This window comes from Peijinzhouia sedimentorum (genome assembly GCF_049340005.1).
GTDB lineage: Bacteria > Bacteroidota > Bacteroidia > Cytophagales > Cyclobacteriaceae > CAXBDP01.
Map to the genome: position 1 here is coordinate 87361 of NZ_JBMPIY010000005.1, position 16321 is coordinate 103681.

Sequence of the window (16321 nt, forward strand, 5' to 3'; positions counted from 1 at the left end):
GCTACTTTATCTCTTTAAAAAGAGTTTCATGACTAATTCTCCATTCCTCTGATTCTGATAGAACAATAGAATATCTTACATCTCCAACACCTATAGGAATTAGATTTTCAGTTATTCTTGGGAAATTACCTGAAACCTGATAGAGGTTTTCTTGACGAATAGTGTAACCTCTCTCATCGTATAGAGGTTTATGAATATCGTAATATCCCGATTCCAATAACTTTAGCTTAAATAGGTTGGAAGCCATTGTATTATCATTCAATATTTCAGAAACATCCTCAATTAGTATATTCAATGATTCTCCATTTCCCACTCTTACATCTAGCGAAAGATGAAATAAAAATATTTTTTCAATGATCGAATCGTCTAACTGTCTTTCACTCGTGATATGAATTTTTTGATGATTATTACCGTGGGTAGTTTTTATTTCTACCGCCCAATTAGAATATTGAAAGTCTTGTATAGATTTTTCAGGACCAACCCAAGATTTGAGGCAATAGTTTTTATCAGATGAATTGTTCAAGAAAAAACGTAAAAAATAAACCTCTCCATAAAGACCTCTTTGTGCTTCGTCTGATAAACCTTGCTTACCAACTTTTTCAAACAAGGATTGCCATTTAGCTAATCGCTCAAATAATTTTTCCGCTAAAGTTTCTTCGGTTGTTACATCCGATACTCCAAAAATCAAATCTTCACAAAGGGTTGAGAATATGTTTTTATGTTGTTTATTTAGAAGAAGGATTAGTAAAAACTTTTTTGCTTTATATTTTTCATCAGGTATTGTTTCAATCTTGATGTCTTTGAGTTTGTTCCAGTGGGTTTCATTAAACGGGAATGTAGCACTTATTCTAAATGCGATACACCTTAATTTTTCTGGAGCTTTTAATGCAATAAAAATATCAGGCAACACTTCTGCCGAATACCGCTTATAGAGCAGACCGAAATGCTTAGAAGTTTCACTTTCTAAACCAATCCAAATATTTTCAATCTTCGTCATAATTGTAATCCTCTTCTGTCTCCTCCCAATCTAGATAGTCAATTAATTGGTTGTGAGCTGCATACCTAACTTTAACATCACTTGGACTTTCTGGAAAGCTAAAAGCGAAAGCAACAAGTGGCACATTGTGATCTAAATCGATGTATTGTGGATCCAATAGATATATCATTAGTAGGCCTGTCCTTGGGTCTCTTAAGTTTCTAATTCTACGGCCCGTAGGGTTCTTAGGAAGTGACTTAAAATCAACGAATTCGTGTCTAGGTGAAATAATTTGCGAGTTGTTTACTAAAAAGAGATTGTCCTCTATCGGATAAGTATTCTCTTCACTACTCCTTTTTGTTAATCCAATATCATAAAATTTATTACCAGTATTCAAGGGGAAATTAATTGCACTTTTGTCTTGGCTACTGAAAATCGCTACTGTCCAATTTGTTAATTCGTTTTTGGAATTACAACCTGAAATATATTTATTTAATAATGGGACATTGATAGTTTTCAAATCTGAATGAAATTCAAAATTTGATATGAATTCATCTATCAAAATACTTACATTAACATTCTTAAAAATTAAAGCATTTTTATCAAATTTTGGTTCTTCAAGTTTGCCAATGAAACTTTTAAGAATATTTAAATTTCTTTCTGCCTGTAATTTTCTTGGGAAAAGAATAGTTGTTTGAACTAATCTGCCTGAGTAACTTAAATCAAAATAAACAACATTTTTGAGTTTGTTAAGTGAGGTAACTAGTAATGTGCCTGGGAATGTCCTCACTTTTAAGGCATACTTTTCTGGTGTTGATTTAGCATCTTCAGACATGTACTCAAATTCCTGTCGCAATTCATTAGAAGCATCTGTAATTTGGCAATACCACCTGTTTAATTCCACACTTGTAAAGAGCCTACACAGATCTACATAACCTCCTCGGTAACCAAACCAACGACCCATTTGCATCAAAGTATCGTACATTCTTGATGCTCTTAAATAATAACTAACGGAAAGCCCTTCCAAAGTTAATCCTCTAGAAAGTTTGTTGCCACCAACTGCAATTACTGAAAGACCATTTTTGTGATCAAAATAGTCTAGTGCTTCTCCTGAACCTCCATGAATTGATTTAACTACGATTCGCGAAGAGGCCTCATTCAAATGCTGTAAAACTTCACTCCATTTATGAACTTGAATTTGTGAGTCTAAATTTTTTAGATCAGAATTTAAAATTTTTTTAGAAATAGAAACATATGATTTGTTTTCGGTTTCATCTTGTTCAAATGTTGACTTTAATTCACTCAAAATTGCTGAGTCATTTTGGTCAATTCCTCTTCGATAATACATGAATTGATTGGATACCAATTCGGTAATATGATCCTGCCACCGCATAAAGCGTGAGACATGAACTAACATTGAATTGTGTACAGTGGTTTGACCTCTCAATCTTCGAATGGCACAAGTAATTATAAAACAGCGGATAGCCTGTTTTAAGGAATCAGGTAGAGATGATGGTAGTTGGTCATCTTTTTTATGTTTATCAGGAACAAACTCATTGTAGTCACTTATTCTATTTACAATTGGCAAAACTGTATTTGAGGCCTCATCTTCTTTTAATGGACTAAATCCAAATACTTTTTCTGGTCCAATATAGTTTGAAGGAGCAGGTATGTTTTTTATAAAATTTCTAGGGAATAAGTTTTGGTCATCTAAAGGAATAAAAATATTAGCAAAAGGAGTTGCTGTATAACCTACATATGCATTTTTCCCAAATAAGTTAAGAATTTGAGTAATCCAGCCATTTATAGAACTCTGCCTAAAAGGGTCGTTAGAAATATTAATAGAAGCATTATCTGCTTCATCATCAATCAACAGCAATGATTTATTGCGAATTACTCGACTTAGCTCTGTGTCTTCATCTGCCTGAGCAGCCAACCATTGATAAATTCTTCTAAGTACGTGTGGATTCTTTTTAATGACAGCAATAATTGGATCTGGTGTGTCAAAATTTAGACCTAATGCATTTGCAGCCCCTTGTGTAAAATCACCTTTTTCAAGACTTGAAGTTAATGAGTGTGCAACATTTGATTTGCCAAAACCTGGCCTTCCAACACCAATTTTTATGCTTTTTTGATCAAAAGCTCTTGTATGTTGTGTGTCAAAACCAAGAAAACTTTCGTCAATCCTAATTTGTGTCTGACTTCTCAAATTATTGTGAATACCCGCCATCACGATTATTAATCCAAACCCTGCATCAGCAGCTTTACATATAAGACCTGTATAATTAGCTGTTTTACCTGATTGAACTTCGCCAACTACAAGCCCCTTTTTATTCACTTTAATTTTTTCAGTTGGGTCAAATAAATTATCAAGAATACTATCAGTTATCCTATCGAGTTTGTTGATAACATCTGGTGCGAAGTTTTTTTCTTCTTCAAGGTACTGTCTGTAACAACCCCAAAAACCATTTGCGAAATCAATTTTAGCTCGTTTTTCACTCAACCAAGGTAAATTCTCATCTGCTTTTTCAATAGATCTAAATTCATCTTGCCGGATTGTAAAAAGTTCTTCTACCTTTCTAATTAACATTTCTCTTGAATCAGAGATAGGTAGATTCATTTTCATAAAAGTATCAACAGCGGTTTCGACCTCTTGAACAGTGACAGAAGTCTTTCCAAAAAGTAATTGACGAATTATTTTTATGGGGTCTATGTTACTCATTGGCTATGAATTCTAGGTATTCGGGATAAAAATTAAATGGTTCTGTATTAAGAATTCTGGCTTTTGCCTTTTCAACTGATAATCCAGTGGAAACAAAATCACTGAAAAGCTTTAGCATTGTTTCTTTTATTGCATTGTGGTCTATGCCTTCGAAAGGTTGTCCGTGTGGTTTTTCATTTTCGCTTTCTTGAAGAGTGATTAAGGGAACTGGAATTGTTTCCTCAATGAACTGAATTACCTTTTCAATATCATTTTTCATATCGCCAGCTTTGGCAAGCAATCCATTTAAAATAGGATGGTTGCGATTGATTTTATAAAAACGCTTGCCATGTCTAGCCCTTTCTTCCCAAAAGGGAAAATATTCATCCGAAGCCAATTTACGTTTTAGGACTTTTCCCTTGTGTCGATATACTTCTACTGCCTGATTTCGAACCTCCTTTGCAAGTGATAAAATCTGTTCACGGTAAATTGAAGGGGGTCTTGCAATAGATTTCTTGATGTCAATTTGCCAACTCTCATCAAAGTTATTTGGTAAATCTATTTGAATTCTACAAAGGTCATAATGCCCTTCCCTTTTAAAAAGTCCAAGCCAGTCACCTGCAACTAGCAATCTCCTATTTCGATAAACATAAAAACCTTGATGAGCAGTCCAGCTATCTTTTGGCCCTTTACCATAATTATACTGTTCGGCTGAAAGTTTAGAACGGTGTGGTAAAACAAAGCCTTTGATTCTTATTGAGCCGCTTTCCAATTTGGTTTCTGGCTTGGTTTGCAGACCATCAACTCCAATCATAAATGGATCCCAAGGCTTTATTTGACGGTCACGGAAAAAGATTTTTAAACCTTCATCCATATATCTATGAAAAACCATTGATAAGTGAGATTTAACATAATCCATGGTTTCCAAAAACTTACTTTTTGCTTCTTCACTATCTTCGGAAGTATCTTTTGTAAGTCTATCTAAATCCCACCAAATAACACAAGTACCAGTTTCTACGGTATTAATTATTTGAATCCAATTTTCTTCGTTTCGAATAAATCGAATTAGTTTCCAAGCTTGTTCTTGGTTTACGTAATCTAAATCCCATGTCCAAAAGGCAGGCTTAAAATCCTTTGATTTTGAAAAGACTGTAAACCGTCTTGATTGTGAAAAAGAAGCCGTCTTTAATCCTAATCCAAAGCGACCTAAATCGTCATGACTTCTGATATCTAAAGGATTTTTACTTCCAGGCCGCATTGCTTGAATAAGTTGTTCATTATTCATTCCTATTCCATCATCCAAAATGGATAGGGTAGTCATTGAGCCCTTCCAATCATAATCAATCCATATATTTTTAGCACCAGCTGTTATTGAATTATCAATAATATCAGCAATTGCAGTTTCTATAGAATAACCAATTGCACGAAAGGTTTCTATCATTGAACTTGCTTCTGGCTCAGCAAAAGTGGATTGAATGTTGGAGTAGTCAATCATTGTTAAAGTATTTGTGTTATCCCAAGTCTACTAGAATAACTACTATATTCAACTTGTATTTCTGAAAGTAGCTCCTTGTTAAAGATTTTAATATTCTCAAATCTGTCTAAAAATATTTTCTCTGGAACAGAAAAACTGTATCTGAAATCAAACATTATTGTTACATCATTTAACAAGTCTGAAAAATACAAGTGCTCATACTTTTTTAATGAGTCGGGAAGATTGAGGTTGTTGAAATTAATTTCATTTTTTCTTTTTCCACTAGGATTTCTAAAAGCATTATATATGATTATTCCGCTTAATAATTTTATATTTTTACCAAATTTTTTTTGAGCAATGTCGCAAGGTCTAGAAATAACTAATACTATGTCTTCTATTTTAATATTATTTTGATTTTGAACTTCAAAGAGTTTAATCAGTTTTGGGTCGTCTTGAATAGAGTATAGTTGTTTAAAAAAGCGATGATTGTTTTTAGAAATTAAACCTGGAGTTATGATACTCTGAGAAACCTCATTGTCAATTTTAAAATGAAACCAACTGTTAAGTTCTTTGTCTGCATCTGAATTATTAACTTCTTGAAGATTATAGAGAGATTGTTGATTTAACTCGCTTATTACAGTATTAACATTCTTTTTTGTATTTGAAATTAAAACGGTATCTAAGGCATCAAACAAAATACTTCTTTTGTATTTATAGTCATTACTTTCTTTTAGTGATGTCCCACCGTGAGAAATTATAACTTTCTTTAACTTGTCGACAAGGGAGTTTGGATTTTTCGTCAAATTCCCTATGATTTCGTTTGAGGATTGCTTAACAGACTTTTTCCAAATTAATATTTCTTCTAATGCAGGAGTAGCTTCTAATTGTCTGTTTAAATCTTCGATTAATATGTCAAAATTGTATTTATTTTCATTAGGTACTTGAAAATCTATTTTACTTTTTACAATTGTTAAAAAGGGAGTGCAATTATGTGTTGTTAATAGTTCTGAAACTTGTATAGCTTTGCTTTGGTCTTTTGTCCACATAATCAATATAAAGAATGATTTTTGCTTTACAATTTGCCTTACCCAACCTGCACATAATTCAGAATCAAACACATTTGAATAATGCAAATCTAAAAATATCAAACTGACATCAGAGTATGGTGACAAGGGATATGAATCCCCATCAACTAAATCAGGATTGAATACTTTACAACCGATTCCTTTTTGTGAGAAGAACTCATAAATGCCTTGAATTTCTTCTCGAACATCATCAACAATAACAACATTCGGCTCTAGGTAATTTATCATATTTGTCCTTTATTAAACACTAATTTCACAATTGCCCCATCAAACTTTAATGGAATTCCTAATTCGTATGCATCCTCATTGTCTGATATGATATCAAATTTCCCATATTTTAGCATAATAGTATCAACTAAATAAAGACCTATTCCAATTCCATCTGCTTTTCGGGAGAAAAATGGTCTAATTAATTCTGAAATGTCATCTTTAAATCCTGGGCCGTTGTCTGCTATTAGTATGATAATTGATTCATTTTCTTTTATAGTCTTTAAATAAATCTCTTTTGTGTCCTTATAGACAGTGTCAAGCCAATAAATACTATTATCAATAAGATTCATCAGAACTGTAATAAAAAATCGTTTGTCGCATTTAAGAGTTTTAATTGACTCGTCTATATCAATGTTATAAGTAATTTTCCTATCTAATAATTTTAGTTTATAGTTATTAAATGCACGATTTATAGACTCTTTAATATCTAAATCTTTGTCGCCACCTTTTCTTAGAACTGAAATAATCCCTTCTGTGTACTGTTTTAATTCTTCAACTTGGTCTGCAATGACTTCTTTTTTTAATGGATTTGATTTAACGGTCTCTTCCATTCTAGGCACTAATTTTTCTATTTCGTGTAAAGCCACAGAAGCAGTCATTCCAACCCCAGCAGGTATTAAAAGAATTTTTTTATCTTCTTCATATTTTTTTTCGATGGATTCAGCTTCTTCTAAAATACGTTTCTTTTTTTCATCATTATTTAAATCTGTGTCATCAAGTAACTGTTTAAATAAACTAATCTTATCATCAAAAAGTAGTTTAGTTTTCTTTTTATTCAATCTATACCATCTTTCTCTATCTTTCTTTCTTTCGGATTGAAATTGAATTAGGGTATAATCAAGGATGTGCTTAAAAAGGAGAAATGATTTGTTTTCAACGAACCCTTCTCGGTTAGTCTTTTCTACCAAAGAACTTGATTTTTCAGAATCAAGATAAACGTATCCTAATACCAAGTTATTAGAAAACCAACTTGGGTCTTGTACCCTTTTTAAGTCAATTCCCAACCAATCATTTCCTTTTTCACCGTAATCAAAGACCCTTAAATCTCCTTTATAGACCTTAATTCCTGAATTTTCTTTTAATATCTTTTTTATGACTTGTGGTTCATCTGTATAATCTCTCATTGAGTCAGAATCTAAGTCGAAAGTATTTAATTCAAACATTAAACTGCCAAAAGGTATTTTTTCTTCTTTGTCAAAATCTATAAGAATTTGTTCTAATTGCTCTTTTGGATACTCTTTTTGTTCTAGCTCTTTTCTTATGAATGGTTTAATATTTCCTTTAATATTCTTCTCGTACAAAGAAGGGTTCTCTTTTTCATTTATTTTTCTAGTTCCTATTTTTGAATTGTTTTTTAAAGAAAACTCGTATTCGAAGCTAAGATTATATTTATCATCTATTAGAGCGTACAATTTGAAAGGAGATTCATTTAGTATGTTACTAGCACTTGGGAAATCTGTAAGCCATTGATTATCGAAACTGAGATTTATTTTAAAATTTGATTCTGAGACTTTAGGGGATAACATTGAAATAGTATGACCTTTTAAATCTCTAGCCATACCTTTAGTCCAAGTCTCTTTTAAGCCACTCAAATGTATATACGTTCCACTCGCATTTTTAAATCTAAAGGTTGTTTTATCTTTTCTTATCTTCCACTTAATTGGAATATCTGATAAGTGTCTGGATTGATTAAAGTCTTTCCAGTTTATAAATAACTCGATTTCATAGTCTGCTAATTCTTTTGAAATTATTTTTTTGCCATTTTCATCATGTTTTATTAATAAAGGTCTAGATATCAATAATATTTTGGTGCTCAATTTATGAACTGCAAATCGACCAACCCCTTTTTCACCCATAGGGATTCTGTTAAAAATTGGCGATTTTGATATTTCCCTTATACCCTCTTTGTTTACAGGTTTTCTAAAGTCAGAGCCTGGTTCAAGCCAAACATCTTCTACAATTTCACTTGTCATTCCAATCCCATCATCTTCCACTACTATCGAAGCTTTTTCCAGATTATCAACATCCCGAAAATATACATCAACCTTATTAGCATCTGCATCATAGCTGTTTTTAACAAGCTCATATATTGCCATTACTGGACTTTTAATAAGCTCTTCTCCAAGTAATGTAAGAATATGTGCCTTTGGCTTAAAATGTTTCTCTTTAAATTCTTCTAACATAAAATTTCTTTTATTTTCTCTGCAATCGCTTTCGCCATCAAAGGTGGTACAGCATTGCCTATTTGTTTAAATGCAGCTGTTCTATTTGCTGCTTCCTTTTCTCCTTCAAAATAATAGTCATCTGGAAAAGATTGAAGGCGAGCAGCTTCTCTTACGCTGATTGACCTATTTTGCTTAATATCAGGGTGAATATAGTAATGACCGTCTTTGGCAATATGGGCTACTACTGTTTGCGAGTAGGGTAAGTCAGAAGCAACCACTTTAAATCTATCAAAAAATGAAGTGCGATTTTGATGAGTCTTTAATCTTTCCGGTAAATCATTGTAGTTTAAACGTTCCTGTTTTTTCTTCCATTTCTGAACGGCAATTTTGTAAATTTCTTTATCTTGATCTCTATGTGGTCTTGCAATATGTTGGGTTAAAATATCAATACCATTGCGTAAAGCGTGAGATTTTAAATATTCCGTTGTTTCAGTTTTGTATTTTAAAAATCTGTCTGCTCCTTCACCAGCTTTTATTACAGGTAAATCGTCCAATAAATCTTTAACTAAATAATTGTTATCACTTGTAATTTCTTCCAAGTTTGGTATACTGATATTTTCGTTTTTTTGCCAACCAAGAATGATAATTCGTTTTCTGTTTTGTAATACTCCAAAGTTTCTTGCTTCAACTGTATGCAATTTTATTTGATAGCCTTTTTTGTTAAAAATCTTTTCCATCTCTTCGAGATAGTATCCACCTTTTGCAGACTTTAATCCCAATACATTTTCAAATACAAACAACTTCGGTTTGTATTTTTCTAAATATTCTGCGTATTGAATAAATAGATAATTTCTTGGGTCACCCTCCATTTTTGTTTTCGATCTAGATCTTCCTACTAATGAATAAGCTTGGCAGGGAGGCCCTCCAATTATTAAGTCAACCTTTCTTTTTCCTAAGCTTTTCTTTATTTGGTGGTGAATAGTTTCATTGTTTTCATCTCCAATAGGAAGATTAATTACAGAATTCAAGATTTCCTTAGGTACACTTAAATACAACTGTTCACGAGTTATCTCACCTTTTAAATAAGAAACATAAATTTTGTATTCATTGTTGGTTTTCAAGTAATGGTAAGCCGCTCTTGTTCTCAAAGTATTACAAGCTGAATTTTCAATTTCAACGTGAGAGATAGGCTCAAAACCAGCTTGGATAAATCCCTCAGAAAGTCCTCCTGCTCCCGCAAATAAGTCTATGAAATTGTATGTCATTATAATATTTTTCTTTGCCTTAAATTTACTTGTTTATTCTGTCAAATCGAGAAAATTCATTTTCTTTTGGTTGCGAAGCGGTCGCTTTTGCGACTAGGTAAACAAATGTTCCTGAATGTGAGATTGGGATTTTATGTCTGTCGTTCTTTTTGTTCACTGTTAATATCTTTTTACAATGAGGTATAGAATTTTTATTAACGCAACTGTTGCGTTTATTCCAATTTATCAGGCGCAGTGTTTTTATTATTTTTCAATGTTTATCTTTAAATTTAATGTATAAATTTTGAATAAGCAATGGGTGTGAAATTAAAGAGAATTAAAATCTCTTGTAGGAAGACTTGGATAAAAAGCAAAGACTTTTGAATGAAAGGGACTGCAAAGGGAAAATAAAGACCTTGTCATGTAGTTCGAGAAACAAGGTTATCACCTGATAGTTGAGGATAAAATTATGTACAAGAGGCAGAATCTATCAAAGAGAAGAAATAAAAAAGGTTAAGGAGGCTTATTATTTTTAATAATTGGTCTTCACATATTCAAGAAGTTCAGGGTACCTGGCTAGCTTTATAATAAATGATTTGGTTTTTTCGTCTATCATTCTACAATCTTTTGTAGTATCCCATGTAGCCGGATATCCATGATCATTTATCAAAATCCCATCTTTAAAGTGTAGTCCCTTGATGTAGGCTTTAAATGTATCGAAATCGGGTTTTGTGATTGAATGAATACAGGAAAGAACTTTTGCTTGCGGTGTTTCGCTATTTCTATTCAGCTGTAGTTGATTTTGTTTCCCTGATTGCCAAGTCCTGAAATTTCTACAATCAAGTTTAATCAAATAGTCTCCAAGATCGTTTCCTTTATTTTTATCCTCAATCGGTGCTAACTTCTCTAATAAGTCTGAAAATATAAAATGTGTGCCAGGCAATCTACTTTCGTACTCAAGGGCTTTATTTTGCCATTCAGTAAAAGTTTTACCATCTTTAGATAAGTCAGGAAATACATAAACAGAACGCCCTTGCAATACCTTGAGTTTATCAAAAGAGAAACTACTCTTATTGTAAACAGCCATCCAAATAAGATTTTCAGCTTGTTCAGGAAACCCAAAATATAAGGTTCCATATATTGCTGTTTTGGGAGCTTCTACCAATGCAATTGGGTTAGTTGGAAACATCGTTAGTAAGTGCTCACCAAATAGACAGGAAACCCGTTTATCTTGGGCCAAATAAGACTCCAACCATTCAGGAAAAGGCTTATTGTTTTGCCTATGGTCTTTCTCAATTATCGAGTGTAAAAAGTCTGTTCCTGTAGTGTGGTTTTTTGTATCGAATTGCTTCACCTGAACAGCTCTAATATTTAATCCCTTATCAATAAATGGGAATGTCACGGCTCCTTTCCTGTAACCTTTCGCAATGGTGCCTAAATAGTACAATGAAATAACCTTTTCAATCGCTTTCGCTTCAAATGGAAAGGGAATGTTTTTCAGCAAGTTTTGAATAAAGATATTCTGACCATAGCGTTTCGGGTTAAGTGTTTGTTTGTAGGTTTCTGTATCAAAATTTATAGGTTTATTTTGTTGAATGGACGGTATAGCTTTTTTAGGCCTTGCTTTCCATTTAGTTGTAAATTTTGAGTGGTCGCCCTGTACTTGTCCTTGTATTTCTTTTACATACCCATCCAAGTATGGGTTGAGGTGGAGCGAACATTTACTTTCACGGTCGCATCGTCCGTATTGATCAGGTAAATACTTGTTCGTTTCCGTATCAATGTACCGTACCAACGTCTTTTTATTACAGTATGGACAAAGATGCTTTTTACTGCCTTTTTCAAGAATGTATCTGTATTCAGTCATTACCTAAACATCTTTGTAATTTGCAAAGGCTTATATAAGGGATTGCAAACTTGCAAACGTGAAAGGATATTTGCAATATCGCCTTGCAATCGTGCTTTGCAAGCTTGCAAACGGTTGATTTTAAAATACTTCACTTGAAACTAATTTATAGTATAGTGTTTTTTCTTTAACCTCTTTATAAAGCCTACAGCTTTCTCCATTTTGATTGAGAATTTCAATATTAGAACCTATAATTTCCTTTAATCTATCTTCAATAGTGCGAGGACTAGCTTGAAAATTCTTGCATAGCTTATCAATGAGTTCGCCTCTAGTAATTGTAGTCCCATCACCCAAATACATTTCAATAAATTCGATTATATCCTCGTTTCGTGCTTTATGTTTTCTGTTATTGACTACTGTTGAAACCTCTCCTGCATCGGCTAGAATAAGTCCTTTTGCTTCATTACAGTATTTCATATAGAATGGTGTATGCCTTGCAGTACTTCTGCATTTCAGATACTTCACTCTAATTATTTCAGTATCATTTTGATTGGCATCCTTTTCAAATCCGACTTGAATTACAGTACTTGCTTTATTCATTAATTCAGTACCAAAATGCCCTCTTGCTTTATCACTTTTTGGGTTTTCGTGTATGAGGCAAAGGAAAATAACATTATGCTCATTGATAGCCATATTCATAAGGTCTATAAGCTCCATGCTCTTATCAGTTTTGTTAAAATCCTCAATACAGTCGGTTGATACATCGAGTACAATAAATAAAGGGTTGTCGGTGATCTTCTTTAAATAATTTAAGTATTCGTCTAAAGCAGAAAATCTTTCTTTTCGATTAATTTGCAATAAACTTATGTACTCAAAGTTTATTGGGTGGTCAGTTTTATCATACCCAGCTTTTAATTGAATTGATTGTAATGCAAAAGGTAACTGTTCAAATAAGTTCCTTTCCGTATCTACATATACGATTGTATGGGTTTGATCAATATTCAAGCGGTTAAATCCAAGTAGTTCGTTTTGATTTCCTTTCAACTTGAGTAATGAAGCGCAAATATTTTCGGCTAACCTACTTTTATGCACACCTGCTTGTCCTTGAATTACATTTATAGTATGTGGAAATATTACTGCATTTTCACCCTGCCTTAAAACTGGTTCTGAAAATTTAATGTCCTTTGCTTTTAACTCTTTTAATTTTTCATGAGTGGCAATAAGTGTGGTGAGGTTTTTTGAATGTTTTGTTTCTTTCAGGTCATCTACGTGCTTAATAATGGTTTCCGGCTTATTAAGATCATCAAATTGAGGGTTCAAATCCGTTTTCATAACAAAACGGCCTCCTGCCCGAACTGATTTATTTCATGGTCTAGAATTGAAATATTTCGTGGTATTTCCGTATATTTATGTACTGTTTTTGATTGGAGACTCAAACAGAGGGTGGCATCAAAGGGAACTATTCCGATTGGTGCCATTTTTTTTATGGCTGTCATAGGATTAGTATTTGACTGTTTTTGTTTTGTGCAAAGAGGCTTCTAATTCTTTTGCTTTATAATAAACCCTCCCGCCAATTGAATAAGATTGTAGTAGTCCTCTCCGGGTCCAGTCATTTAAACTTACGAGACTGATTTTTAAAATTTCTGCAGCTTCTTTTCTGCTTAGTATTGTTTCAGGCTCAAGGCTTGCATTGTTTGGCATCAATGTGATAGCATCTTTAACTGCGGAATCAATCATTCCTTTTATTTCCTCTGGAGTGAATGTCGAAAATATTAACTGGTTAGCTTTCATTTATCTTATTTGATTAGTTTAGACAAATCTGATAATTTGAAATGCGTCAGTCGTGCGCTAAAAATGCGATTTTGCGCTAAAAATGCGCTAAGACTTAAAGTGTTGGAATTCAGTGAGAAATTTTAATGATATGGGTTTCTAGTCTTTATAAAATTCTCAAAATCGGTTATTTTATACTTTTTTGGAAAAATCGCAAGGACTAATTCAAAGAGACTTTTAGGTAGTTTTTCTTGGTCTCGGATATTCTTGTATAGCTGTTTAAAATTCCATGAAATAAAAGTTTTATTAGTCTCCACTTTGACAATTGGATAATTAATTTCTGGAACTATCAAACCATTGGAAAAGTAAGAAGTAACCCATTCAATAATGTTTTTATATTCTTGGTCCATTACAGGTATTTTATCATACCGCGGACACTTTTTTTCTAAAAATGTTAATCCTTTTTTTACTTTTAACTCAATGCTGTTGATGGATATTTGTTCTTTTACCTCTCTTACATATTCAATAGACCAATCATTTATATGATATTGATGGTCTATAAAATTACGTCCTAAAGGAAGACCTTCCTCTTTTGATAGTTTGTTTACAGACCATTCTCTATAAACTTCCTCCCAATTTTCTGGTAAAATCAATTCTTCATTGCTTAAATATTTATCGACTTTATCTAACGTACTTTCAAAGTCTTGTTTACTGTTCTCCCTCCATAGTCTTAAAGATTCGGAAACCTCCCTTCGTGTCTCGGATATTGGATTTAGAGTTTTTCTGAGTTTAACTATAGTGAGGTAATCCAACCAATTAATTAAGAAGGGTGCTTTTTTTGAATCGAGCCAATCTTTCAGGTTTAACTTTTTCGGTGTTCTGATTTTTATATAATCTTCATATTTATAATGTTCTAGCCATTTATAGTCTGAGAAATTTTCACTAATTCTGATGCCCTTTAGTGCAGGTCTGAAGGTTTTGAACCCTGTTTTTTCTTCTAATTTATTCTCATTTCCACTTATTAAATTCTCAATCTCAACATCCTTAATGACATCACCTTCTTCATTGAGCATATTTTTCACTTCAGAAGTAGCAATAATGGATAGTGCATTCAATAAAGTATTATAGGCCTCATTAAAGCATGCTTCATTGAAGTCTCTATTTTTGCCAAATGGATCATCTGCAATCATGTAGCTAGTAAATGCAGCTACATCACTATGCACATAAAACCAACCTTTCATTTCCTCGATAGATGGGCTAATTTTATTCTTCTTCTTCATAATCAATTTTTTAAATTGTTTCAAGGACAAAATAAGGAAATTTTGTCTTTTGCCTGATATTATCCTTTAATCCAATGTTTCCAAAAGAGTATTGGGTAGTTTAGTAAATCTGAAGCCTATTATGAAAAAAATAACCTTTCACAAAAAAGAAACTCTGGGACAGCTTGCTGGAGACTGGAGGAAGCGACAAAAGCAAAACGAAAAACTTATGTTGCAGTACGCAAAGCAAGGGATGAACGTGATAATAGAGGACGAACCTATGTATGAGAGGCAAATCAAACCGAAGACAAAAAAAAGTAACTGAACTCTCTGTTATATAGGATACATTGGTTGATATACTTGTAAAAGACTTGGCTGCCTAACTTCTTTACTAAATAATTGACTCAAACAGTTCTTACCTTATCTTATTATCGCTTTTAATTTCTAATTTAGTTTAACAGGTGACTTAACACCTAACTTATAAAACCTTCTCACAATCAGCGATTGTTTTATCAGTGAAGTTCCCCCTTTCAATTCCTTCCAGATTATCATTGCCAGTTGTTTGATCTGGATATATATTTAAGCAATCCATAATGTGGTCTGAGTTATTGTAGTCGCCCCTTTTTCTTATTGAGATTAGTCTTCAATAACCCACCATTTGGCAGATATCCCAGAAGTCTCTACTGACAATATATTATTGCTTGTATTTAGCATCATTGACCATCGGCTTCTATTTCTGAATTAATTAAAAATCATTATAATCCTCATCCTCAAATTTTTCAAGATAAAGAGGGTAATCTGCGTCGCCAATTATTGTCTTTATTTCTTTCCTAAGACGATTGATATACATTTTCCTTTTTTCAGCAATAATCCTTAATTCAACCTCTCTTTGTTTGGTGCTTTTATGTAGGTACTTTTCTTTCTCTAAATCACCTTTTGCTGAAAAATATAGCAAAGCATAATTAACTGTAATTAAAAGAATTACTAAGCAAATGAGTAATGGGATAGTACTTATTATAAAATCTATCCAAAATTCAAATTCAGTCATGATTGTATTTATTTATAAATCACCATAATATTCATCTTCAAATTCGTCAAAATGGACAAAGTAATCGGAGTCGCCAGTCATACATTCTATTTGTTCTCTAAGACTTTTAATGTAATTATTTCTTTTTTTAACAGTATCTCTTAATTCATCCACTCTTTCTTCGGTGTGTTTACGTTTGTACTTTTCTTTCTCTAAAATATTTTTTACTGAAGGATACTGAATGGCATAAATAAAAAAAAGTATAAAAGTAAATCCAAAGTAAATAAATAATGGGATATTACTTAATATCGATTCTGTCCAAATTTTAAATACTTCCATGATGACTATATTTAATATAATTTTCTTTTTGAAAGACCTATTTTTTTAACCCTTATAAGGTTTTCATAAACTCAAATGCTGAACTTCGTATCTGAATGAAATGTCAAAGACATGGAAGCTATTATTGCAAGTAAAAATAAAGAAATAAATTTACCGTTCAAATAG

The 16321-nt window shown here is 32.5% G+C and carries 12 protein-coding genes; all 12 read right to left on the minus strand.

All coding sequences use genetic code 11. From position 1 onward, the window contains the following. Position 1 precedes the first annotated feature (1 nt). Positions 2-997, minus strand: coding sequence for a PD-(D/E)XK motif protein (locus ACOXY8_RS09190; protein WP_458331282.1), 996 nt, complete (start codon positions 995-997; stop codon positions 2-4). Then, positions 984-3698, minus strand: a complete 2715-nt coding sequence (locus ACOXY8_RS09195) for a Z1 domain-containing protein (protein WP_458331283.1) — start codon at positions 3696-3698, stop codon at positions 984-986. Before ACOXY8_RS09195 ends, ACOXY8_RS09190 begins: the two co-directional genes overlap by 14 nt. Then, complete coding sequence (locus tag ACOXY8_RS09200) at positions 3691-5172, minus strand: ATP-binding protein (RefSeq protein WP_458331284.1); 1482 nt, start codon at positions 5170-5172, stop codon at positions 3691-3693. Before ACOXY8_RS09200 ends, ACOXY8_RS09195 begins: the two co-directional genes overlap by 8 nt. A 2-nt stretch (positions 5173-5174) precedes the next feature. Further along, complete coding sequence (locus tag ACOXY8_RS09205) at positions 5175-6464, minus strand: hypothetical protein (RefSeq protein ID WP_458331285.1); 1290 nt, start codon at positions 6462-6464, stop codon at positions 5175-5177. Further along, entirely contained in the window at positions 6461-8689 is a 2229-nt protein-coding gene (locus tag ACOXY8_RS09210; protein ID WP_458331286.1) for an ATP-binding protein, read from the minus strand. The genes ACOXY8_RS09205 and ACOXY8_RS09210 overlap by 4 nt, the downstream gene beginning before the upstream one ends. Continuing rightward, a complete protein-coding gene (locus ACOXY8_RS09215) occupies positions 8683-9936 on the minus strand; it encodes a DNA cytosine methyltransferase (RefSeq protein ID WP_458331287.1) in 1254 nt (417 codons plus the stop codon). Before ACOXY8_RS09215 ends, ACOXY8_RS09210 begins: the two co-directional genes overlap by 7 nt. Positions 9937-10447: 511 nt before the next feature. After that, positions 10448-11782 (minus strand): DUF6371 domain-containing protein, encoded by a 1335-nt coding sequence (locus ACOXY8_RS09220; protein ID WP_458331288.1) that lies wholly within the window; start codon positions 11780-11782, stop codon positions 10448-10450. Positions 11783-11902: 120 nt separating this feature from the next. Beyond that, on the minus strand, positions 11903-13093 hold the full coding sequence (locus tag ACOXY8_RS09225) for a hypothetical protein (RefSeq protein ID WP_458331289.1): 1191 nt from the start codon (positions 13091-13093) through the stop codon (positions 11903-11905). A 168-nt stretch (positions 13094-13261) separates the two neighbouring features. Then, on the minus strand, positions 13262-13552 hold the full coding sequence (locus tag ACOXY8_RS09230) for a helix-turn-helix domain-containing protein (RefSeq protein WP_458331290.1): 291 nt from the start codon (positions 13550-13552) through the stop codon (positions 13262-13264). A 122-nt stretch (positions 13553-13674) separates the two neighbouring features. Next, positions 13675-14811 (minus strand): hypothetical protein, encoded by a 1137-nt coding sequence (locus tag ACOXY8_RS09235; protein ID WP_458331291.1) that lies wholly within the window; start codon positions 14809-14811, stop codon positions 13675-13677. Positions 14812-15535: 724 nt separating this feature from the next. Continuing rightward, a complete protein-coding gene (locus ACOXY8_RS09240; RefSeq protein ID WP_458331292.1) occupies positions 15536-15838 on the minus strand; it encodes a hypothetical protein in 303 nt (100 codons plus the stop codon). Positions 15839-15850: 12 nt separating this feature from the next. After that, entirely contained in the window at positions 15851-16156 is a 306-nt protein-coding gene (locus ACOXY8_RS09245) for a hypothetical protein (protein ID WP_458331293.1), read from the minus strand. Between the last annotated feature and the right edge of the window lie 165 nt (positions 16157-16321).

Excerpts from the sequence above, each read along its gene's own strand:
- ACOXY8_RS09190 (WP_458331282.1), bottom strand. The coding sequence starts at position 997 with ATGACGAAGATTGAAAATATTTGGATTGGTTTAGAAAGTGAAACTTCT.
- ACOXY8_RS09195 (WP_458331283.1), bottom strand. The coding sequence starts at position 3,698 with ATGAGTAACATAGACCCCATAAAAATAATTCGTCAATTACTTTTTGGA.
- ACOXY8_RS09200 (WP_458331284.1), bottom strand. The coding sequence starts at position 5,172 with ATGATTGACTACTCCAACATTCAATCCACTTTTGCTGAGCCAGAAGCA.
- ACOXY8_RS09205 (WP_458331285.1), bottom strand. The coding sequence starts at position 6,464 with ATGATAAATTACCTAGAGCCGAATGTTGTTATTGTTGATGATGTTCGA.
- ACOXY8_RS09210 (WP_458331286.1), bottom strand. The coding sequence starts at position 8,689 with ATGTTAGAAGAATTTAAAGAGAAACATTTTAAGCCAAAGGCACATATT.
- ACOXY8_RS09215 (WP_458331287.1), bottom strand. The coding sequence starts at position 9,936 with ATGACATACAATTTCATAGACTTATTTGCGGGAGCAGGAGGACTTTCT.
- ACOXY8_RS09220 (WP_458331288.1), bottom strand. The coding sequence starts at position 11,782 with ATGACTGAATACAGATACATTCTTGAAAAAGGCAGTAAAAAGCATCTT.
- ACOXY8_RS09225 (WP_458331289.1), bottom strand. The coding sequence starts at position 13,093 with ATGAAAACGGATTTGAACCCTCAATTTGATGATCTTAATAAGCCGGAA.
- ACOXY8_RS09230 (WP_458331290.1), bottom strand. The coding sequence starts at position 13,552 with ATGAAAGCTAACCAGTTAATATTTTCGACATTCACTCCAGAGGAAATA.
- ACOXY8_RS09235 (WP_458331291.1), bottom strand. The coding sequence starts at position 14,811 with ATGAAGAAGAAGAATAAAATTAGCCCATCTATCGAGGAAATGAAAGGT.
- ACOXY8_RS09240 (WP_458331292.1), bottom strand. The coding sequence starts at position 15,838 with ATGACTGAATTTGAATTTTGGATAGATTTTATAATAAGTACTATCCCA.
- ACOXY8_RS09245 (WP_458331293.1), bottom strand. The coding sequence starts at position 16,156 with ATGGAAGTATTTAAAATTTGGACAGAATCGATATTAAGTAATATCCCA.